This window comes from Propioniciclava tarda, from assembly GCF_900182665.1.
Classification (GTDB): Bacteria; Actinomycetota; Actinomycetes; order Propionibacteriales; family Propionibacteriaceae; genus Propioniciclava; species Propioniciclava tarda.
The window spans coordinates 20,620-40,002 of sequence record NZ_FXTL01000020.1 but is presented as its reverse complement, the minus strand read 5'-3'; the positions used below and the strand labels follow the sequence as shown (position 1 = coordinate 40,002).

Genomic DNA, 19,383 nt, shown 5'->3' with positions numbered 1-19,383 from the left:
TTGCTCACCAAACTGCTGCGTGACTACCTGAAGCCCTATTGGGGTCTCATCGCCATGGTGATGGTCCTGCAACTGGTGCAGGTCGCCGCCTCGCTGTATCTTCCGTCCCTCAACGCGGCGATCATCGACACCGGCATCGCCAAGGGCGACAACGACTACATCCTGCGCACGGGCGCGCTGATGCTGGCCATCACCCTCGCGCAGGTCTTCGGACAGATCGGCGCCGCCTACTTCGGCTCCCGGACGGCGATGTCGATGGGTCGCGACCTGCGGTCGTCCATCTTCCATCGGGTGCTGGGCTTCAGCTCGCGCGAGGTCAACAAGTTCGGCGCTCCGTCGCTGATCACCCGCAACACCAACGACGTCCAGCAGGTGCAGCAGATGGTCTACATGACGCTGCTGCTGATCGTGAGCACCCCGATCATGATGATCGGCGGCATCATCATGGCCCTGCGCGAGGACGTCGGCCTGTCGTGGCTCATCGCCGTGGCGGTGGCCGTGCTGGCCCTGGTGATCGGCACGATCATCATCCAGACGATGCCGCTGTTCAAGCGCATGCAGACCCTCACCGACCAGCTCAACCGGGTGCTGCGCGAGCAGATCTCGGGCCTCCGCGTGATCCGGGCGTTCGTCCGGGAGCCGCACGAGGCGCAGCGGTTCGCATCCGCGAACCACGACCTGACCGACACCGCCACGCGCGTCGGACGCCGCATGATGACGCTGTTCCCCACCGTCATGCTCGTCATGAACCTGGGCTCGGTCGGGGTGATGTGGTTCGGCGGCCTGCGGGTCGATGCCGGCGAGATGCAGATCGGCCAGCTCACGGCCTTCTTGCAGTACCTCATGCAGATCCTGATGGCCGTGATGATGTCGACGATGATGCTGATGATCGCCCCGCGTGCTTCCGTCTGCGCGGGACGCATCCGCGAGGTGCTCGACACCGAGTCGAGTGTGCGGCCGCCCGAGCACCCGATGGTGGCGCTGTTCGCGACCGGCGAGGTGCGCTTCGACCACGTGTCGTTCAGCTACCCGGGCGCCGAGCATCCGGTGCTCAAGGACATCAGCTTCACCGTCCGCGCGGGTGAGACCACGGCGATCATCGGCTCGACGGGCGCCGGCAAGTCGACGCTGATCAGCCTGATCCCGCGCCTGTTCGACCCCTCGCAGGGCGTCGTCGAGGTCGACGGTGCGGACGTCGCGAAGATCGATCCGGACCTGCTGTGGAGCAAGATCGGACTCGTCCCGCAGAAGCCGTACCTCTTCACCGGGACGGTCGCCTCGAACCTGCGTTACGGCAAGCCCGACGCCACCGACGCCGAGCTGTGGCACGCCCTCGAGGTGGCCCAGGCCCGCGACTTCGTCGAGAAGATGACCGGCGGCCTGAACGCCCCTATCGCCCAGGGCGGCACCAACGTCTCCGGCGGTCAGCGGCAGCGGCTCTCGATCGCGAGGGCGCTGGTGAAGCGTCCCGACATCTACGTGTTCGACGACTCGTTCTCGGCCCTCGACGTCACCACGGACGCGCGCCTGCGCGCCGCCCTGGCCCCCGAGACCGCGGACGCCGCCGTTCTCATCGTCGCCCAGCGGGTCTCCACGATCCGCAACGCCGACCAGATCATCGTCCTGGACGACGGCGAGATCGTCGGACGCGGCACGCACGCCGAGCTGCTCGTCAATTGCCCGACCTACGCCGAGATCGTCGACAGCCAGTTCAAGGCAGAGGAGGTGGCCGCGTGAGCGACTACAAGCCCAAGCGCGGCGGCGCCGAGAGCCCCGACACCTACGTCCCTCGGCGCTCGTCCGGACTGTCGGCGTCCGACTTCGACAACTACATCCCGGCCCGGTCGGCGCTGACCCCGCCCCGGCTGGACGACGACGTCGACCTTCCTCCCGGACGCCTCGAGCCGGCCCCCGCGGACGTCGCGCGTCCGGCGTCCCCGACATTGCCGGACGTCGGCGGAGCTGGCGCTGCGGCGTCCCCGGCCATGCCCGACCCGAGCGCAACCGGCGCGACGGCGTCCCCGGCACTGCCCGACCCGAGCGCAACCGGCGCGACGGCGTCCGAGGCGAAGCAGGACCAGAGCGGAACGGGCGCTGCGGCGTCCGGACCCAGGCCAGACACGGTCGCGGTGGACGTGCGTCCGGACGAGAAGATCACGAAGGCCGCCGAGCGGCCGAAGGACGCGCCCCGCAGCGTCGGCCACGGGCCGATGGGCGGCATGCGGGCGGCAGAGAAGGCGATCAACTTCGGCCCGTCGATGCGGCGACTGCTGCGGATGCTGCGTCCGGAGCGGGTGCTCGTCGGGCTCGTGCTGGTCATGACCCTGGTCAGCGTGCTGTTCAGCGTCGTCGGGCCGCGCATCCTGGGCGAGGCGACGAACGTGATCTTCGCCGGCGTGATCGGACAGGCGATCGGGGCCAAGCTGCCCGCGGGCGTCTCGGTCACGAAGGAGCAGGCGATCGAGCTGCTCCGCTCCAGCGGGCAGACCCAGTTCGCCGACATGGCCGCCAAGCTCGACTTCATCCCCGGCCAGGGCATCAACGTCACGAACCTGTCGTTCTGGGTCCTGCTGGCCGTCGGCCTGTACGCGGTGTCGGGGCTGTTCATGTGGGGGCAGGGCTGGATCCTCAACGGGGTCATCCAGCGGACCGTCTACCGCATGCGCAAGCAGGTCGCCGACAAGCTCGACCGCCTCCCCCTGAAATACTTCGACGGCCAGCCGCGCGGCGAGCTGCTCTCGCGCGTCACCAACGACATCGACAACGTCGCCCAGTCGCTGCAGCAGACCCTGTCGCAGCTGATCGCCAACCTGCTCACGCTGATCGGCGTCCTGGTGATGATGTTCTGGACGTCGTGGGAGCTGGCGCTCATTGCCCTCATCGCCGTGCCGCTGTCGATGGGGGTGGCGATGATCATCGGCAAGCAGAGCCAGGGCCGCTTCGTCCAGATGTGGAAGTCGACCGGCCAGCTGAACGGCACCATCGAGGAGGCCTACACCGGGCATTCGCTGGTCAAGGTCTTCGGACGCCAGCGCGAGGTCGAGGCCGCGTTCGCCGAGCACAACAACAAGCTGTACGCGTCGGCGTTCGGGGCCCAGTTCATCTCCGGCATCATGATGCCGCTGATGTTCTTCATCGGGAACCTGAACTACGTAGCCATCGCGGTGTTCGGCGGGCTGCGGGTCGCGTCCGGCCAGATGAACCTGGGCGACGTCCAGGCGTTCATTCAGTACTCGCGGATGTTCACCCAGCCCATCACGCAGGTCGCCTCGATGGCGAACCTGCTGCAGTCGGGCGTCGCGTCCGCCGAGCGCGTCTTCGAGGTGTTGGACGCCGACGAGCAGACCCCGGACGCGTCCGGCTCGCTGCCCGTGCCCCTGACCGGACGCGTGGCGTTCGAGGACGTGTCGTTCTCGTACAACCCGGACAAGCCGCTCATCACGAACCTGTCGTTCGTCGCCTACCCGGGCTCGACGGTGGCCGTCGTGGGTCCGACCGGGGCGGGCAAGACGACGATCGTGAACCTGCTGATGCGCTTCTACGAGCTGCAGGGCGGACGCATCACCATCGACGGCGTCGACATTGCCACGGTGCCCCGGTCCGAGTTGCGCGGTCAGATCGGCATGGTGCTGCAGGACACGTGGCTCTTCCACGGGTCGATTCGCGACAACATCGCGTACGGGCGCCCGGGGGCGTCCGAGGCGGACGTGCTGGCGGCGGCCAAGGCGGCGTACGTGGACCGGTTCGTCCATTCACTGCCCGAGGGCTACGACACGGTGATCGACGAGGAGGGCTCGAACGTCTCCGCGGGCGAGAAGCAGCTGATCACGATCGCGCGGGCGTTCCTGAGCGAGCCGGCGATCCTGGTGCTGGACGAGGCCACCTCGTCGGTGGACACGCGCACCGAGTTGCTGGTCCAGCGGGCCATGAACGCGCTGCGGTCCGGACGCACGTCCTTCGTCATCGCCCACCGCCTGTCGACCATTCGGGACGCCAACGTGATCCTGGTCATGGCCGACGGCGCGATCGTCGAGCAGGGCAACCACCGCGAGCTGATGGCCGCCCGCGGGGCGTACTACGACCTCTACCAGAGCCAGTTCAACGCGGCGATCACCGAGGACGACGCCACTCCGGCGGGCGCTCCGGTGGGCGGCCCCGGGATGATGCGCGGGGCTGTCGGCAAGTGAGGTAGAAGGTGTAACTCGCGTTAGGTAGAGTTACACCATGGCTCTGAACATCAAGAACGAGCACGTGCATCAACTGGCTCGCCAGGCCGCTGAATTGACGGGCAAATCCCAGACGGCCGCAATCGAAGAGGCCTTGGAGCGACTGCTGCGTGACTATGGGGCCGACCCATCGACCGGGCGTGCGCGGAGGCGCCTAGACGTGGCCCGACGCCTCGCCGTGGAATACCGCGCGGACCCGGGCGTCGACGCGCGCGTGGTGGCGTCGATCGACGACCTCTACGACGACCAGGGGCTGCCCCGATGATCGTCGACTCGTCCGCTCTGATGGCGATCGTCGAGGGCGAACCGGACGCCGACGCCCTGCTCGCTCGCGCTGCTGAGGGCCCGTGTCGGATGTCCGCCGCGTCCTGGGTCGAGGTCGGCATCGTTGCCGATGCACGATCCGCACGGCACGGCGAGCGCCTCAACCAGATTATCGACGCGCTCGAGATCGAGATCGTGCCGGTGACGGTGCGGCAAGCAGAGATCGCCCGGCTCGCCTATCGACGTTACGGTCGAGGCTCCGGCTCACCGGCACGACTGAACTACGGCGACTGCTTCGCCTACGCCCTGAGCGTGACTCAGGGCGAGCCCCTGCTGTTCACCGGTGACGATTTCACCCACACCGACGTCGCTCCAGCCCGTCCATGAACGGCCTCGGTCGTCGCGTCCAACCCTTCGGCGGATCGCGTTAACAGCACGTTCACACGCCCATAGGGGTGTGTGAACGTGCTGTTAAGCGTCGTCGAGGTTTGGCGGGTGAGGCCCTTGGGCCCAAGAAACATCTGTGGACAGTGACAGAATCCCGGCCCTCGAGCCCAATGTGTGGGCGTGAATCGACGAGTGATCATCTCCGACGCCGCGCGCAGACTCCTGAGCCAACAGAGGGGCGTTATCTCTAGGGCCCAGGCGGTTGAGGCTGGGTTGAGCGACAAGGCCTTGAGCATTCTGGTGCGCGACGAACGCTGGACGCGCACCCAGAACGGCATCTACATGCGGGGCGCTTCCGTACCCACGTTTGATCAGCGGCTCTGGATTGGCCACCTGTTGGCCGGCGACCCTTCCGCGATCGGAGGGTCGGCCTGCCTGTTCGCGCAAGGGATCGGTCGCGAGCCTTCCGAGGTCGACGTGTGGGTGCCTCCAGACCCGTGGCGCTCGCTGCCCCAACCATTCCGAGTCGTCCGGGACGGACGTCGCCGGCTAGCGCATGCCCGCGGCACCCTGCCTCTCATCAGACTGGAAGACGCCTTGTTGGATGGTGCACGCCATCACTCCCTCGAGGCATTCGTGGGCAACGTCACGGACGCCGTGCGGCTCGGCAGGACGACCCCCAAACGCATCGAGACCGTCCTTCGACATCGGGATCGCCAGCGGGACAAGACGGAACTACTCGAGGTACTCGCCGACCTTCAGGGGATCGAAAGCAATCTCGAGTTCATCTTCCGTCGCGATGTTGAGCGTGCCCATGGGCTCCCCAAGGGGCTTCGGCAAGTCAAGAGGGGGCGATCTCGCTTCGACATCCTCTACGAGCCGTACGGGGTGATCGCCGAAGTCGATGGAGAGCGCGGACACGTCGATGGGCGCCTACGGGACTTTCGGCGCGACAACTCCCATGCCGCGCATCTCCTCACAACCTTTCGCTACGGCAGTTATGACATCCGCACGGTGCCCTGTCAGCTTGCTGGCCAGCTGGGAAATTCGCTCCAACTTCGCGGCTGGAATGACGTGATCAAGCCCTGCCCGAGTTGCACCTCTTGAGGCGTGCCAGAGGTCCCGGGCGCGCGCGTGCCAGCTTGCCGATGCCCACTCGGGACGTTAACAGCACGTTCACATGCCCACATGGGGGTATGAACGTGCTGTTAACGACGTGAAACGTGCCCGGACTCCAACGCATAGGTCCTGGCTCGGACTCTGCCGCCGGATCTGCTGTGATGGCTTCATGACGGTGCAGGTGCAGAAGCGGAGCGATCCTCAGGGGGTTCGGCGGCTCCTGGAGGCTCTCCCCTCCTGGTTCGGCATCCCGGACGCCATCGACGGATACGTCGCGGCAGGCGACACGATGCCCAGCTACCTGGCCGTTCAGGACGACCGCACCCTCGGGGTGGCCCTCGTCAAGCGCCACTACGCCGAATCAGCCGAGCTGTACCTCATGGCCGTCGACCCACTCCTGCGCCGCTCGGGCATCGGGCGGCAACTCGTCCATGCCGTGGTCGACGACCTTCGAGGCGACGGCGTCCGCTTCTTGCAGGTGAAGACGGTCGGTGAGAGCTTTCCCGACGAGGGGTACGCCGAGACGCGAGCGTTCTACCTCGCCCTCGGCTTCACTCCCTTGGAGGAGTTCGCCCTCGTCAGCTGGGACGGCCCAACACTGCAGCTCGTCATGGCCCTCGCTCCCCTCGGTCCCGAGCGGGTCACATGATGGCCGGAGCGCCCGACATCTTGGCCGCCCGCCTGGCGAACCAGCGGCTGTGGGGTCCGGCGGCGTCCACGCCGGAGCAGGTCGTCGGCGAGCTGCTGGCCGTTCAGTCCCAGGACGCGCCGCTGGCCCGCCTGGCGATCGCTCAGCGCGCCGACTGCCACGTCACCGAGGTCGAGGCCGCGATCGACGCCGGACGCATCGTCCGCACCCACGTCCTGCGCCCGACCTGGCACTACGTCCTCCGCGACGACTTAGCTTGGCTTTTGGAGTTGACCGGACGCCGCATCGTCACCGGCGTCGCCTCCCGGCTGCAGCGCCTCGGCCTGCCGCCCGAGATCCTCAACCCCGCTCTGGACGCCGTCGTCACGGCCGTCGCCCACCAACCGGCCACGCGCAAACAGCTGTGGGACGTCCTCGTCGCCGACGGAATCCTGGACCGCGACGCCGAGCTGGGCATGCGGGTCACCCACGTCCTCATGCAGGCCGAGGTGCTCGGACTCATCGCCTCCGGGCCGCTCCGCGACGGCGAACACACCTACGCCCCGTGGGACGCCCCACCGTCCGGACGCGACCGCGACGACCTGGTGGCCGAGCTGGTCCGACGCTTCGTCACCTCCCACGGACTCGTCAGCGTCGGCGACCTGATGCGCTGGGTGAACGTCACCAAGACCGAGGCGCTGCGCGCCCTCGCGGCCGACGACAGCATCGTCTCAGTCACCGTCGATGGCGTCGCCCTCTACCTCGCCCCGGACGCCGCCCTCCCCGTCACCCGCCAACCGGCGCTTCTCCTCAGCACGTTCGATGAGGCATTCCTGTCGTATCGCGACGTGGCGTGGCCCCGCACCACCAGCCATCCACTCGGCGAAGCCCCCTACCGCTGGTCCGAGGCCGGCGGCGGACCCGTCCTGGACAGCCTCGAAGACGTCGGGTCCTGGAAGCGCACCGCCAAGCCCGGACGCCTCACGATCCGCCTGGATCTGGCCTCTTCACTGTCGGACGCCGCCCGCGCGCGCGTCCACGCGGCGGCCGAGGATGCGGCGTCCCGGATGACGCAGCCGGAAACGATCGTGACCTACGAGGACGGGCCGGTGCCCTGGGGCGTCCGCAGCCCCCGACGTTGACCGGACGCTAGCTGGCGGCCCGAGACGACGGGCAGTCGCCGCAGTTCAGCTCGGCGGCGCGACAGGCGGCCAGGAAGGCGCAGGACCGGGCGGGCGGCGTCCAGGCCGGGTCGCCGGTCGTCATGCAGGAGTCCTGCCCAGCAACGACGACCTCGCCCATCCGAGCATCGATCTGAGCCAGGATCGAGCGGACGTGACCCTCACCGCACCCCGCCAAGAGCCCAAGAATCTCGTCGGCGTGCAGGTCCACGCACGACTTGAGCGAGCGATACAGCCACGCGCGGCCATCGAGCTCGCGGGCGACGACGTTCTTCTTGGCGAGACGGTCCAAGACGGTCATCACCGTCGTGTACGCGACCTCGCGGTTGTAGTGCAGCAGCTCGTGCGTTTCACGCACCGACAAGGGGCGTTGGGCGCGCCACAGCACCGCCATCACGTGCTGCTCGAGGTCACCCAAGACCGCCATGCGGAACACTGTACCGGCGGCTTGAGGCGTCTACGACCGTTTGTAGTAGAAACGTGTGCGAGCTACGACGCGCGGTAGTAGATTGCGCCGCATGAACGCTGAAACCATTGCCAGATGGCAATTCGGGATCACCACGGTCTACCACTTCTTCTTCGTTCCGGTGACGCTCGCCCTGAGCATCATCACCGCCATCTTGCAGACGCTGTGGGTCCGTTCGGGTGACCTCAAGTACCTCCGTCTCACCAAGTTCTACGGCAAGCTCTTCCTGATCAACTTCGCCATGGGCGTCGTGACCGGCATCGTCCAGGAGTTCCAGTTCGGCATGAACTGGTCCGAGTACAGCCGCTTCGTGGGCGACATCTTCGGTGCCCCGCTGGCGCTCGAGGCCCTGCTGGCCTTCTTCCTGGAGTCCACCTTCATCGGCATGTGGATCTTCGGCTGGGATCGTCTGCCCAAGAAGGTCCACCTGACCTCGATCTGGCTGGCCGCCATCGGCACCAACCTGTCCGCGATCTTCATCCTCGCCGCCAACGCGTGGATGCAGAACCCGGTCGGCGCGATCTACGACGCCGCCCTCAACCGCGCGCACATGACCGACTTCGGCGCCGTGTTGCTCAACCCGGTCTCACTGGTCACCTTCGCCCACGTCATCACCAGCGCGTGGATGACCGTCGGTGGCCTCATGGTCGCCGTCAGCGGCTGGCACCTGGCGAAGATTGGCAACGCTGCCAAGAACCCGGACGCCGGCGCGCACCGCTTCGCCACGAAGTTCGGCGCGTGGGTGCTGCTGGGCGCGGGCCTGCTGGTCTGCATCACCGGTGACATCCAGGGCAAGATCATGACCGAAGTGCAGCCCATGAAGATGGCCGCTGCCGAGGGCCTGTACACGACCGAAGGCGGCGACGGAAAGTGCGCCGACTTCTCGATCCTGACCATCGGCTCGATGGACGGCAAGCAGGCCGTCACGCCGATCATCAAGGTCCCGTGCATGCTGTCCTTCCTGGCGACCGGCAACTTCGACGGCAAGGTCGAGGGCATCAACGACCTCACCAAGGCCTACGAGTCCGGCACGCTGATCACCCCGACGAACGAGCTCCAGAAGACCTCGTACGCCACGCTGAAGGCGAAGATCGCCGCCCTCAAGGCCGATCCGAACTCCGGCTGGGACTGGGCCCCGAACATCCCCACGTCCTACTGGACGTTCCGCATCATGATGGGCCTCGGCTTCCTCGCCATGGCCATCGGCGCCTTCACCCTGTGGACGCTCCGCAAGGGCGGCGTCCCGAAGGACAACGGCCTGTGGAAGACGATCTTCTGGGTCGCCCCGCTCGCCCCGCTCTTCGGCATCAGCTTCGGCTGGATCTTCACCGAGATCGGCCGGCAGCCCTGGCTCGTCAACGGCGTCCTGCCGACGGCGTCCGGAGTCTCCCCCGGCGTCAGCGCGGCTGAGGTCCTGATCACCTGCATCGGCTACACGCTCCTCTACGGCGTCCTCGCTGTCGTCGAGCTCGGCCTGTTCAACAAGTACGTCCGTCTCGGCCTGCCGGCCGTCACCGAGCCCAAGGTGCTCACCGACGCCGACGCCCCGCTCACGTTCGCGTACTAGGAAGGAGTGACCACCATGAATCTTCTCGCTACGAGCCCCACGGCTCTGCAGATCGTCTGGTTCATCCTGGTGTGCGTCCTGTGGATCGGGTACCTCGTCCTCGAGGGCTTCGACTACGGCGTCGCCATGCTGATCCCCTTCCTCGGCAAGACCGAGAAGGAGAAGCGGGTCATCGTCAACACCATCGGCCCCGTCTGGGACGGCAACCAGGTCTGGCTGCTGACCGCCGGTGGCGCAACCTTCGCCGCCTTCCCCGGCTGGTACGCCACCCTGTTCTCGGGCCTGTACCTGCCGCTGTTCCTCATCCTCGTCGGCCTCATCATCCGTGGCGTGTCGTTTGAGTACCGAGCCAAGAACCCCGAGACCAAGTGGCGTAACACGTTCGACTGGATGGCCAGCATCGGCTCGTTCATCGTCGCGCTCGTGTTCGGCGTCGGCTTCGCGAACTTCATCATCGGCCTGCCTGTGGTGACCGCTCCCGGCAACGACTCGCTTTACGTCCTCGACGGCAAGCCGTACTTCTGGCAGCTGTTCAGCCCGTTCGCGCTGCTGGGCGGCATCGTGCTGGTCGTGCTGTTCCTGTTCCACGGCGCCAACTACCTGGCCCTCAAGACCAAGGGCGAGGTCCACGACAAGGCCCGCGCGTTCGCGTCCAAGGCCGGCCTCGTGGCCATCGTCGGCGGCGCGATCTACCTGCTGTGGTTCCAGCTGGCCTACTCCGCCGGACTGTTCGGCTGGGTGCTGCTCGTCCTCGCCGCCCTGGGCCTCGTGGCCTCGTGGTGGTTCGGCCAGCAGGGTCGTGACGGCATCGCCTTCATCGGGACGGCCGCCGCCACGGCGTTCGTCACGGTGATGATCTTCGTCCGGATGTTCCCGACCATGGGCTTCAACTCCGCCAAGGTGAAGACGGCGCTGGACGTGACCGTCGCCGCCTCGTCCGAGTCGACCCTCGTGCTCATGACGATCGCCGCGGTAATCTTCGTGCCGATCGTCCTGGGGTACACGGCCTGGAACTACAAGGTCTTCTCACGTCGTCTGGGCACGGTCAACATGCCTGACGAGAAGGAGCTGACCCCGGCGTAATGTCGGCCACCACAACACCCAAGGACGGCGTCCGCGATGCGGGCGCCGTCTTTGGCGCGTCCACAGATCCGGCCGCGGCGCGGGCGTCCCAAGGGTCGTCCGGGCCCGGACGCCGTCGCGGCCCGATCGATCCCCGCCTGGTCCGGCGCGCGTCCGCGACCCGCTGGTTCCTGGTGGCGCTGGTCGTCGTCGGCGCCGTGGGCGCCCTGTTGACCATCGCCCAGGCCTGGATCCTGTCGCGGTCCATCGGTGGGGTTTTCGCGACCGGGGACGCCGGTCCGGCCTTGCGCTTCCTCGTGCCGCTGGCTGCGGTGTTCGCCGGAAAGGCCGTGCTCGCCTGGCTGAACCAGTGGCTCGCGCAGCGCGCGGCGGCGTCCGTCAAGTCGCAGCTGCGGGTCGACATCATGCGCGCCCGGCTGGAGCGTCCACTGGACTGTGAGGCGTCCACCGGCGGACTCGTCACCCTGGTCACCCAGGGCCTGGACGCCCTCGACGGTTTCTACTCCAAGTATCTGCCGCAGCTGGTGCTCGCCGTGGTCGTACCGGTGATCGTCGGCGTCGCCGTGCTGACGACCGACCTGCTCAGCACGGTCATCGTCGCGTTGACCCTGCCGTTGATCCCGTTCTTCATGGCGCTCGTCGGCTGGACCACCGAGGCCCGGACCCGCCGCCGCTTCTCGCTGCAGACCCGGCTGGCGCGCCACTTCGCGGACCTCGTCGAAGGACTGCCCACCCTGCAGGTCTTCGGACGCGCCCGCGCCCAGGCCGAGGGACTGCGGCGCACCGAAGCCGCGCACCGCGCCGAGACCATGACCACGCTGCGGATCTCGTTCCTGTCGGCCCTGGTCTTGGAATTGCTCGCAACGTTGAGCGTGGCCATCGTGGCCGTGACGACCGGGTTCCGGGTGCTCTTCGACCAGATGGACCTCACCGCCGCGCTCTTCGTCCTGATCCTCGCACCCGAGGTGTACCTGCCCGTGCGCCAGGTGGGCGTGCATTACCACGACAGCGCCGACGGCATGGCGGCCGCCGAGGCCGCGTTCGCGCTGATCGACCCGGCGGAGCCTGGCGTAGCGGCCGCGCCGAAAGATCGCGGTGAAATTGCCCCCGATGTCGGGGTCGAATCCACCACCATCCTGAGCGGGGATGACCGTCCGTGGCTGATCGCCGCCGAACGGGTGGGGCACACCTACCCGGGGACGTCGTCGCCGGCGGTCGAGGGGGTGAGCTTCAGCGTCCGACCTGGTCAGTTCCTGGTCCTCACCGGACCCTCAGGGGGCGGCAAGACAACGGTGCTGAACTCGCTACTCGGGTTCATCCGGCCTAGTCAGGGCCGCATTCTTATAGACGGTCAGCCCCTGAACGACACCGCGCTGGACTCCTGGCGGCGCCGCCTCGCGTACGTCGGGCAGAACCCCGGCATGATCTCCGGCACCGTCGGCGACAACGTTCGCCTCGGTTTCCCCGGCGCCTCGGACGCCGACCTGCGGTCCGCCCTGGACGCCGCCGGCGGACCCGAACTGAGCCTCGATCACCCCGTGGGCGACGACGGGCAGGGTCTCTCGGCCGGCGAACGGCGCAGGGTCGCGACGGCCCGCGCCCTCCTCCGGATCACGCACGGCCATGCTGACCTGCTGCTGCTCGACGAGCCCACCGCCGGCCTGGACGCCGACGCCGAGGCCACCCTGCTCCACGGCCTGCGCTCACTCGGGGTCGCGGCGGTCGTGGTGAGCCACCGGCCCGCCGTCATCGCCGAAGCGGACGCAGTCATCGAGATCGGCGGCCCCACGGACGATCGCGGCGGGGCTTCGACAGGCTCAGCCAACGGACGGTTGCCCAAGGCCACCGAAGGGCCGTCCCCTGAGCCTGCCGAAGGGCCACTTGCTGAGCCCACCGACGGAGCCGGGGGCGTCCGATGAACTTGATCTGGAAGCTCCTAGGCGGCATCGACCGCCCGCGACTGCGGGTCGCCGGATCGGTGCTGCTCGCCGCGTTGGCGTCCGGCGCCTCGGTCGCGCTGATGGGCACCGCCGCCTGGATGCTGTCCCGGGCCGCCGAGCACCCGCCCGAGCAGGCCTTGGCGGTCGCCGCGGTCGGCGTCCGGTTCTTCGGAATCAGCCGCGGACTCTTCCGCTACGTCGAACGCCTCGTCGGCCACGATCTCGGCCTGCGCATGCAGTCGGCGCTTCGGCTGCTGACCTACGAACGCCTGGCGCAGACCACCCTGCTCGGACGCCGCCGCGGCGACCTGCTCACCCGGGTCGTCGCCGACGTCGAGGCCATCTTGGACGTGGTCGTCCGCGTGTTCGTGCCCCTTGTCGCGGGCGGCATCGTGATCGTCGCCACGACGGCGATCCTGGCGACGTTCAACCTGCCGAGCGCCCTGGTCCTGCTGGCCACGTCGCTGCTCGCCGCCGTGGTCGCGCCCCTGCTCGCGCAGTCACTCTCGCGCAGCACGGACGCCGCAGCCGTCCCCGCCCGCGGCGCACTGGCCGATGTCGTCCACGAACTCGCCCGGACGGCACCCGACCTCGTTGCCTACGGCGCGGACGCCGCCGCCCTCGATCGCCTCATCGCCGCCGACGCCGCCCTGCGCCGCGCCGAGCAGCGCGCGGCCTTCTCGCGGGGCATCGCGACCGCCATCCAGGTGGCCGCCGCGGGGATCGCGGTCGTCGCTGCCCTCGCCATCGGCGGGCCAGCCGTCGCGGCCGGCACGCTCGACCGAACGATGCTCGCGGTCCTGGCCCTCACTCCCCTTGCCTTGCACGAGGTCTTCGGCGACTTCGCCAAGGCCGCCCAGACCTTCACCCGCGCCCGCGTCGCTCTCGACCGCGTCCAGTCCGTCCTGGACGAGCCGCTCGTCGGACGCGGAGACCTGACGCCGCAGACGACGGCGGCCGCGGCGTCCGACCTCTTGATCCAGCTGGATGACGTGACCGTCGGCTGGCCGGGCGGCCAGCCGCTGGTCGAGCACCTCGACCTGCGCGTCGGTCCGGGAGAACGGGTCGCCCTGGTGGGACCGTCCGGCATCGGCAAGACGACCGTTGCTGCCACGATCCTGGGCTTGATCCCGCCGCTAGCTGGGACCGTCACCACCCGCGGACGCCTCGGCTACCTCGCCCAGGACGCCCACATCTTCACCACCTCCGTCGCCGAGAACGTCAAGATCGGCAACAAGGACGCCTCGGCGGCCCAGGTCGTCGACGCTCTCGCCCGGGCTGGCCTCCCCGTCGATCCTGCGTTGGCCGTCGGCGAACTCGGCTCGACCCTGTCCGGCGGCGAGGCGAGGCGGCTCGCGGCGTCCAGACTCTTCGTCGGCGACTACGCGACGATCATTTTGGACGAGCCGAGCGAACACCTCGACCCCGAGACCGCCGCTGCACTGCTCGATGACCTGTGGACCTCGACGTCCGGGTGCCCCACCCTGGTCATCACCCACGACCCCGAGGTCGTCGCCCGCTGCGACCGGGTCGTCCGGCTGGGCCGCTGACCCGGGGCGATCGTCCTTTACTCGCTCCAGCGAGCGTGCTTGATGGCGTCGATCAGCCAGCCAGGCGCCTTGGACTGGCCGTCGAGAACCACCGCTACCGTCTCCACGGTGACGAAGGTGACCAAGGGCGTCGCACCGCATGAACTGCGATCCCACACGGAGCAGGTGTTGTCCAAAGAGCCGTCTAGGAATGATCGGAGCGCCCCCGACGGCAAGGTGCTTCGGTCAGCTGGCTTGCCGTTCTACACGGGCAGCACGTCACGAGCGAAGTCGTCGCTGTTCCAGAGGTGGACGCCGAAGTCCTCCGCCTTGTAGCTGCAGCCCGAACCCCCGGACGGAGTCACCCGAGCGAGCGAGATTCCGGCCAGCTTGCTGATCGCGGCGGCGTCCGGGCAGGCGCCGTTCGCGACGAACAGCTGGGTCTGCTGCGCCGCGGGTGCAGACGTGCTGGAGGTGGCAGTCGTCGACGTGGACGTCGGCGCGATAGGCGCCGAGGTTCCGGCGGAGCAACCCGCGGTCAACGAAACCATCAGGAGGGCTGAGGCGACCGTCATACGCTCGGCCAGCACGTTAGCCGGGCGCCGGCGTCCCCTCGCCGTACTCACCGTTGGCGACTAGATTCAGCCGAACCAGGGAGAGGAAGCACCTATGTCCATCAAGGTCGATCTGGCGCGGCTGGCCGAGACCACGGCCGACTTCGATCACGCCTACCTGCTCACGGTGTCGTCCGCTGGCATCGTCAAGGTCAACGCCGTCGATCCGGTCGTCACCGAGAGCTCCGTGACGATCCCGAGCACCTCGATGCAGGCGCGGTTGAACCTGGACGCCAACCCTGCGGTCACCCTGGTCTGGCCCCCCACGGTGCGCCACGGGCACACACTGATCGTCGACGGGCACGGCGTCCACGACGCATCGACCATCACGGTGCACCCCGAGACGGCGATCCTGCACCGGCCCGGCGATCACGCCGATGGCCCCGCCTGGGCCGACAAGGACGGCTGCGTCCAGGACTGCCGCAACGTCTAGCCGCGCCTGCGAAGATCTTTGAGGCACCATTCGCCGCAGATGCGGTGATATTGTCCTGCCCATGCCGCAGTATCGGATCAGCGACGCCGCCCAGCTCCTCAACGTCAGCGACGACACTCTGCGCCGCTGGATCGACGCCGGACGCCTCGAGGCGTCCACGGACGAGTCCGGACGCCGCGTCGTCGACGGCGTCCAGTTGGCCCAGTTCGCGCAGGACCTGGCGGGCGACCCGGGCGGACCCGAGCACACCAGCGCCCGCAACCAGTTCCGCGGACTCGTGACCCGAGTCGTCTCCGACACCGTCATGAGCCAGGTCGAACTCCAATGCGGACCCTTCCGCGTCGTGGCCCTGATCAGCACCGAAGCCGTCCACGAACTGGGCCTCGCCCCTGGCGTCGTGACCACCGCCCGCGTCAAAGCGACCAACGTCGTCATCGACAACTAGCCCACGGATCAAGGAAGACCCATGAAGAAGCTCGTCGCGTCGCTCGCTGCTGCCCTCGTCCTCGCCGGCTGCTCGGCCCCCGCCGGCACCTCCTCGCCGGCGGTCGCGTCCGGCAAGACCGTCACGGTCTTCGCCGCCGCCTCGCTCAAGGGCGCCTTCACCAAGATCGGGGACGCCTTCGGGGCCGAGACCGGCGCCAAGGTGAGCTACAACTTCAACGGCTCGTCCGCCCTCGTCGACCAGCTCTTGGGCGGCGCCCCCGCGGACGTCTTCGCCTCCGCGGACGAGTCCAACATGAAGAAGGCCACCGACGCCGCGCTCACCGCCGGCAAGCCAACGCTCTTCGCCACCAACGTCCTGACGCTGGTGGTGGCCCCGGGTAACCCCGCCAAGATCACCGGCCTGGACGCCTCCCTCGACGGCAAGAAGCTCGTCGTCTGCGCGGTGGGCGTCCCGTGTGGCAACGCCCTGGCGACGCTCGAGAAGAACCTCGGGGTCTCGCCGAAGCCCGTGTCGCAGGAGCAGACCGTCACCGACGTCCTCGGCAAGGTCACCTCGGGCGAGGCCGATGCCGGCGTCGTGTACGCCACCGACGCCAAGTCCGCGGGCGCTAAAGTCACGGCCGTGGCGATTCCTGGCTCGGAGAAGGTCGTGAACAACTACCCGATCGCGGCGACGGCGTCCACCAAGGACGCGGCGCTCGCCCGGGCCTACATCGACTACGTCACCGGACCCAAGGGCCAGGCGATCCTGACCGAGTTCGGCTTCGGGAAGCCGTGAGCAGAGCCCGGACGCCGCAGGCGCGACCCCTGCCCGGCTGGCTGTTTGTGCCGGCCGGGCTCGCGCTGGCGTTCGTGGCCCTGCCCATCGCCGGGCTGCTGACCCGGGTGCCGTGGCTGCGGCTGCCCGCCCTGCTGGCCACCCCCGAGTCGGTGGACGCCCTCGCCCTCAGCCTCCAGACCTGCGCGGCCTCGCTCATCCTGACCATCGTGCTGGGGCTGCCCCTCGCTCTCGCCATCGCCCGGTCGACGGGTCCCTGGGCGGCGGTCGCCCGCGTCCTGGCCGTCCTGCCCATGGTGCTGCCGCCGGTGGTCGCGGGCCTCGCTCTGCTCGTCACCCTCGGACGCCGCGGCCTGCTCGGCGCCCACCTCTCGGCGTTCGGCATCGAGATCGGGTTCACGACGCTGGCGGTGGTGATCGGGCAAACGTTCGTCGCGATGCCCTACTTCGTCATCGCTGTCGAAGCAGCACTGCGGACGCTCGACCCCGGCTTCGAGCAGGTCGCCGCCACGCTGGGCGCCTCGCCCAGTCGCGTCCTGTCCCGGATCACCCTGCCGCTCCTGGCGCCCGCCTTCGTCAGCGGGGCCGCGATGGCGTTAGCCCGCGCGCTCGGCGAGTTCGGGGCGACCCTGACCTTCGCCGGCTCGCTGCAGGGCGTCACCCAGACCCTGCCCCAGGCCATCTACCTCGCCCGCGAGGTCGAGCCGGACGCCGCCCTCGCCCTGTCGGTCGTCCTCCTCGGGCTGGCGGCAGCCTTGATGGCGGTGTCCGGACTGGTCAACCGGGCAGCGAGCGGGGTGTCCGATGGCTGACGACGTCCTGATCACAGCCGCGATCGACGCGCGCCAGTTCGACGTCGACGCCACCTTGGCGGCCGGACGGGTCACGGCGATCGTCGGACCCAACGGCTCGGGCAAGTCGACGCTGGTGGGCCTCGTCTCGGGCGAGCTCCGCCCCGACCGCGGGTCCGTCAGCCTCGGGCTCCGGGTCTTGTCGGACGCCGCCGCTCACGTCCCGACCCACCGCCGGCCGATCGCGCTGCTGGCGCAGCGTCCGCTGCTCTTCCCGCACCTGGACGTCGTCGACAACGTCGCCTTCGGCGTCCGGTCGCGCGGCGCCGGCAAGACCGAGGCCCGCGAGCGCGCCCTGCGCGAACTGGACGCCGTCGGCGCGGCCCCGCTGGCGTCCCGGCGCGCCCGCGCGCTGTCCGGCGGGGAGGCGCAGCGCGTCGCCTTGGCCAGGGCACTGGCGACCGATCCCGCGATCGTGCTGCTGGACGAGCCGCTCGCGTCGCTCGACGTCGCCACAGCGGGGGCGATGCGGGCGCTGCTGGCCGAGCGGCTGCCCGCCTGTGGCGCCACCGTCGCCCTCGTCACCCACGACCCCCTCGACATCTGGACGCTCGCCGACGATCTCGTGTGTCTCGAAGCCGGACGCCTCGTCGAGTCCGGCCCGATCGCCGACGTCCTGGCCCGGCCCCGGACCGGATTCCTGGCCGACCTGTCCGGGGTCAACCTGCTGGAGGGGACGGCCGACCCGCACGATCCCGCGGCCAACGGCGTCCTCGTCGGAGACGACCGCGTGCTGGGCCTCTGGGAGGGCCCCGAGGACGCCGTCGGCGGGCAGCACGTCATGGCGACCTTCGCGCCCTCGGCGGTCGCCCTGTTCCGGACGCCTCCGGCTGGCAGCCCCCGCAACACGTGGGGCGTCCGGGTCGTCGACGTGGACCCACGCGGGGCCACCGTCCGCGTCAACCTGACCGTCGCCAACGGCCAGCGCCTCTCCGCGGACCTCAGCGCCCCCGGTGCGGCGGCGTTATCCTTGGCGCCGGGCGATCAGCTTCACGCTCAGGTCAAGGCCACGCAGGTATTCCTGTATCCGCGTCATTGACGCGACAGCATGCCGCGTCCCCTATGCTGAAATGCTGCTGATCACAGTGCACGTGTCCCCATGCTGAGAAGGGTCATTGATGAGGCGGGAGCTGGACCAAGCTGCCCTGTTGGACTCTCCAGCACGGCAGAGCATCATGTCGATTCTGTCGAATTTGCCGCCCCTGCCGACGGAGACCGAACCGCACGCGCGACGCGACGGCATGACGGCGTCCGAACTCGGGCAGCGGCTGGGCCTGCACGTCACGACGGTCCGCTTCCACGTCGACCAACTGGTCGGCGCGCACCTGCTCTGTTTCCACGACGTCCGCCTGGGCGTCGGGCGTCCGCGTCGGCACTACAGCGTCGACCCGTCGCAGTTGGAGACACACGGCAACTACGACGCGGCCAAGCTCATCTCCGAGGTGCTGAGCGACGCCTTCGCTCACCAGCTCCGGACGGGCGAGATGGTCACGCCGGCGCAGGCAGCCGAGCGGTGGGTCAAGCAGTTCGTCGCCAGCTTCGGCTCGACCCCCAGTTACGAGCGGGCGCTGTCGACGGAAGCTCTCATCGACAAGATCGCCGTCCTCGTCGACCTGCTGGAGCGCTGGTCCTACTCGCTCACCGTCGAGCCATCCCCGGACCAACGCTTCGTCGACATCGGCTTCCCGGGCTGCCCACTGCGCTACCTGGCGGACCGCAATCCGGAGGTCGCGTTGTCGCTGCACGAGAGCCTGCTGCGGTCCGCCCTGACGAGCCTCGGCGCCGCGCACCTGGAGATCACCACCGAGCGCGACCCCGCAACGCAAGAGTGGCGGACGCGCATCGCGCAGCCCGCCACTCCCGCCTGATC

At 68.8% G+C, this 19,383-nt stretch carries 19 protein-coding genes; 17 read left to right on the top strand and 2 right to left on the bottom strand.

Features of this window, described 5'->3' with window-relative positions; translation table 11 throughout:
* From FN821_RS12695 to FN821_RS12665, 7 genes are all read left to right on the top strand, one after another.
* Positions 1-1,737, top strand: a complete 1,737-nt coding sequence (locus FN821_RS12695) for an ABC transporter ATP-binding protein (RefSeq protein ID WP_131172924.1) — start codon at positions 1-3, stop codon at positions 1,735-1,737.
* Positions 1,734-4,187, top strand: coding sequence for an ABC transporter transmembrane domain-containing protein (locus FN821_RS12690; RefSeq protein ID WP_241660252.1), 2,454 nt, complete (start codon positions 1,734-1,736; stop codon positions 4,185-4,187). The genes FN821_RS12695 and FN821_RS12690 overlap by 4 nt, the downstream gene beginning before the upstream one ends.
* 37 nt (positions 4,188-4,224) lie before the next feature.
* Positions 4,225-4,491, top strand: coding sequence for a type II toxin-antitoxin system VapB family antitoxin (locus FN821_RS12685; RefSeq protein ID WP_131172923.1), 267 nt, complete (start codon positions 4,225-4,227; stop codon positions 4,489-4,491).
* Positions 4,488-4,877 (top strand): type II toxin-antitoxin system VapC family toxin, encoded by a 390-nt coding sequence (locus FN821_RS12680; RefSeq protein WP_131172922.1) that lies wholly within the window; start codon positions 4,488-4,490, stop codon positions 4,875-4,877. Before FN821_RS12685 ends, FN821_RS12680 begins: the two co-directional genes overlap by 4 nt.
* A gap of 174 nt (positions 4,878-5,051) precedes the next feature.
* Complete coding sequence (locus tag FN821_RS12675; RefSeq protein WP_131172921.1) at positions 5,052-5,984, top strand: type IV toxin-antitoxin system AbiEi family antitoxin domain-containing protein; 933 nt, start codon at positions 5,052-5,054, stop codon at positions 5,982-5,984.
* Positions 5,985-6,165: 181 nt separating this feature from the next.
* A complete protein-coding gene (locus FN821_RS12670; RefSeq protein ID WP_131172920.1) occupies positions 6,166-6,645 on the top strand; it encodes a GNAT family N-acetyltransferase in 480 nt (159 codons plus the stop codon).
* Positions 6,645-7,766: a winged helix DNA-binding domain-containing protein gene (locus tag FN821_RS12665; RefSeq protein WP_165489369.1), complete on the top strand. Its 1,122-nt coding sequence runs from the start codon at positions 6,645-6,647 to the stop codon at positions 7,764-7,766. Before FN821_RS12670 ends, FN821_RS12665 begins: the two co-directional genes overlap by 1 nt.
* 7 nt (positions 7,767-7,773) lie before the next feature.
* Here FN821_RS12665 and FN821_RS12660 read toward each other — a convergent pair whose 3' ends face one another.
* Positions 7,774-8,232, bottom strand: coding sequence for a BlaI/MecI/CopY family transcriptional regulator (locus FN821_RS12660; protein ID WP_131172918.1), 459 nt, complete (start codon positions 8,230-8,232; stop codon positions 7,774-7,776).
* Positions 8,233-8,323: 91 nt separating this feature from the next.
* Here FN821_RS12660 and FN821_RS12655 point away from each other — a divergent pair, with 91 nt between their 5' ends.
* The 4 genes from FN821_RS12655 to cydC are packed head-to-tail and all read left to right on the top strand — an operon-like array spanning position 8,324 to position 14,411.
* Positions 8,324-9,838: a cytochrome ubiquinol oxidase subunit I gene (locus tag FN821_RS12655; RefSeq protein WP_131172917.1), complete on the top strand. Its 1,515-nt coding sequence runs from the start codon at positions 8,324-8,326 to the stop codon at positions 9,836-9,838.
* Positions 9,839-9,853: 15 nt separating this feature from the next.
* On the top strand, positions 9,854-10,921 hold the full coding sequence (cydB, locus tag FN821_RS12650) for a cytochrome d ubiquinol oxidase subunit II (RefSeq protein WP_131172916.1): 1,068 nt from the start codon (positions 9,854-9,856) through the stop codon (positions 10,919-10,921).
* Complete coding sequence (gene cydD / locus FN821_RS12645) at positions 10,921-12,840, top strand: thiol reductant ABC exporter subunit CydD (RefSeq protein ID WP_131172915.1); 1,920 nt, start codon at positions 10,921-10,923, stop codon at positions 12,838-12,840. Before cydB ends, cydD begins: the two co-directional genes overlap by 1 nt.
* Positions 12,837-14,411 carry a thiol reductant ABC exporter subunit CydC gene (cydC, locus tag FN821_RS12640; RefSeq protein WP_131172914.1) on the top strand — a complete coding sequence of 525 codons (1,575 nt, stop codon included), beginning with the start codon at positions 12,837-12,839 and terminating at the stop codon, positions 14,409-14,411. Before cydD ends, cydC begins: the two co-directional genes overlap by 4 nt.
* A 242-nt stretch (positions 14,412-14,653) precedes the next feature.
* Here cydC and FN821_RS12635 read toward each other — a convergent pair whose 3' ends face one another.
* Entirely contained in the window at positions 14,654-14,965 is a 312-nt protein-coding gene (locus FN821_RS12635; protein WP_131172913.1) for a hypothetical protein, read from the bottom strand.
* A 94-nt stretch (positions 14,966-15,059) separates the two neighbouring features.
* Here FN821_RS12635 and FN821_RS12630 point away from each other — a divergent pair, with 94 nt between their 5' ends.
* From FN821_RS12630 to FN821_RS12605, 6 genes are all read left to right on the top strand, one after another.
* Entirely contained in the window at positions 15,060-15,437 is a 378-nt protein-coding gene (locus FN821_RS12630; protein WP_131172912.1) for a pyridoxamine 5'-phosphate oxidase, read from the top strand.
* A 61-nt stretch (positions 15,438-15,498) separates the two neighbouring features.
* The gene (locus FN821_RS12625; protein WP_131172911.1) at positions 15,499-15,882 is read left to right on the top strand and encodes a TOBE domain-containing protein; all 384 of its coding nucleotides are present in this window, start codon (positions 15,499-15,501) and stop codon (positions 15,880-15,882) included.
* 21 nt (positions 15,883-15,903) lie between these two features.
* On the top strand, positions 15,904-16,662 hold the full coding sequence (modA, locus tag FN821_RS12620; RefSeq protein WP_131172910.1) for a molybdate ABC transporter substrate-binding protein: 759 nt from the start codon (positions 15,904-15,906) through the stop codon (positions 16,660-16,662).
* The gene (locus FN821_RS12615) at positions 16,659-17,474 is read left to right on the top strand and encodes an ABC transporter permease (protein WP_180319766.1); all 816 of its coding nucleotides are present in this window, start codon (positions 16,659-16,661) and stop codon (positions 17,472-17,474) included. The genes modA and FN821_RS12615 overlap by 4 nt, the downstream gene beginning before the upstream one ends.
* Positions 17,467-18,552: a sulfate/molybdate ABC transporter ATP-binding protein gene (locus FN821_RS12610; protein WP_131172909.1), complete on the top strand. Its 1,086-nt coding sequence runs from the start codon at positions 17,467-17,469 to the stop codon at positions 18,550-18,552. Before FN821_RS12615 ends, FN821_RS12610 begins: the two co-directional genes overlap by 8 nt.
* Positions 18,553-18,631: 79 nt before the next feature.
* On the top strand, positions 18,632-19,381 hold the full coding sequence (locus FN821_RS12605) for a helix-turn-helix transcriptional regulator (RefSeq protein WP_131172908.1): 750 nt from the start codon (positions 18,632-18,634) through the stop codon (positions 19,379-19,381).
* The last annotated feature ends 2 nt before the right edge of the window (positions 19,382-19,383 follow it).

What these genes read in the sequence shown, in the direction of transcription:
- FN821_RS12680 (WP_131172922.1), top strand. Translation starts at nt 4,488, where the DNA reads ATGATCGTCGACTCGTCCGCTCTGATGGCGATCGTCGAGGGCGAACCG.
- modA (WP_131172910.1), top strand. Translation starts at nt 15,904, where the DNA reads ATGAAGAAGCTCGTCGCGTCGCTCGCTGCTGCCCTCGTCCTCGCCGGC.
- FN821_RS12610 (WP_131172909.1), top strand. Translation starts at nt 17,467, where the DNA reads ATGGCTGACGACGTCCTGATCACAGCCGCGATCGACGCGCGCCAGTTC.
- cydB (WP_131172916.1), top strand. Translation starts at nt 9,854, where the DNA reads ATGAATCTTCTCGCTACGAGCCCCACGGCTCTGCAGATCGTCTGGTTC.
- FN821_RS12655 (WP_131172917.1), top strand. Translation starts at nt 8,324, where the DNA reads ATGAACGCTGAAACCATTGCCAGATGGCAATTCGGGATCACCACGGTC.
- cydC (WP_131172914.1), top strand. Translation starts at nt 12,837, where the DNA reads ATGAACTTGATCTGGAAGCTCCTAGGCGGCATCGACCGCCCGCGACTG.
- FN821_RS12630 (WP_131172912.1), top strand. Translation starts at nt 15,060, where the DNA reads ATGTCCATCAAGGTCGATCTGGCGCGGCTGGCCGAGACCACGGCCGAC.
- FN821_RS12665 (WP_165489369.1), top strand. Translation starts at nt 6,645, where the DNA reads ATGGCCGGAGCGCCCGACATCTTGGCCGCCCGCCTGGCGAACCAGCGG.
- FN821_RS12605 (WP_131172908.1), top strand. Translation starts at nt 18,632, where the DNA reads ATGAGGCGGGAGCTGGACCAAGCTGCCCTGTTGGACTCTCCAGCACGG.
- cydD (WP_131172915.1), top strand. Translation starts at nt 10,921, where the DNA reads ATGTCGGCCACCACAACACCCAAGGACGGCGTCCGCGATGCGGGCGCC.
- FN821_RS12685 (WP_131172923.1), top strand. Translation starts at nt 4,225, where the DNA reads ATGGCTCTGAACATCAAGAACGAGCACGTGCATCAACTGGCTCGCCAG.
- FN821_RS12670 (WP_131172920.1), top strand. Translation starts at nt 6,166, where the DNA reads ATGACGGTGCAGGTGCAGAAGCGGAGCGATCCTCAGGGGGTTCGGCGG.
- FN821_RS12635 (WP_131172913.1), bottom strand. Translation starts at nt 14,965, where the DNA reads ATGACGGTCGCCTCAGCCCTCCTGATGGTTTCGTTGACCGCGGGTTGC.
- FN821_RS12625 (WP_131172911.1), top strand. Translation starts at nt 15,499, where the DNA reads ATGCCGCAGTATCGGATCAGCGACGCCGCCCAGCTCCTCAACGTCAGC.
- FN821_RS12660 (WP_131172918.1), bottom strand. Translation starts at nt 8,232, where the DNA reads ATGGCGGTCTTGGGTGACCTCGAGCAGCACGTGATGGCGGTGCTGTGG.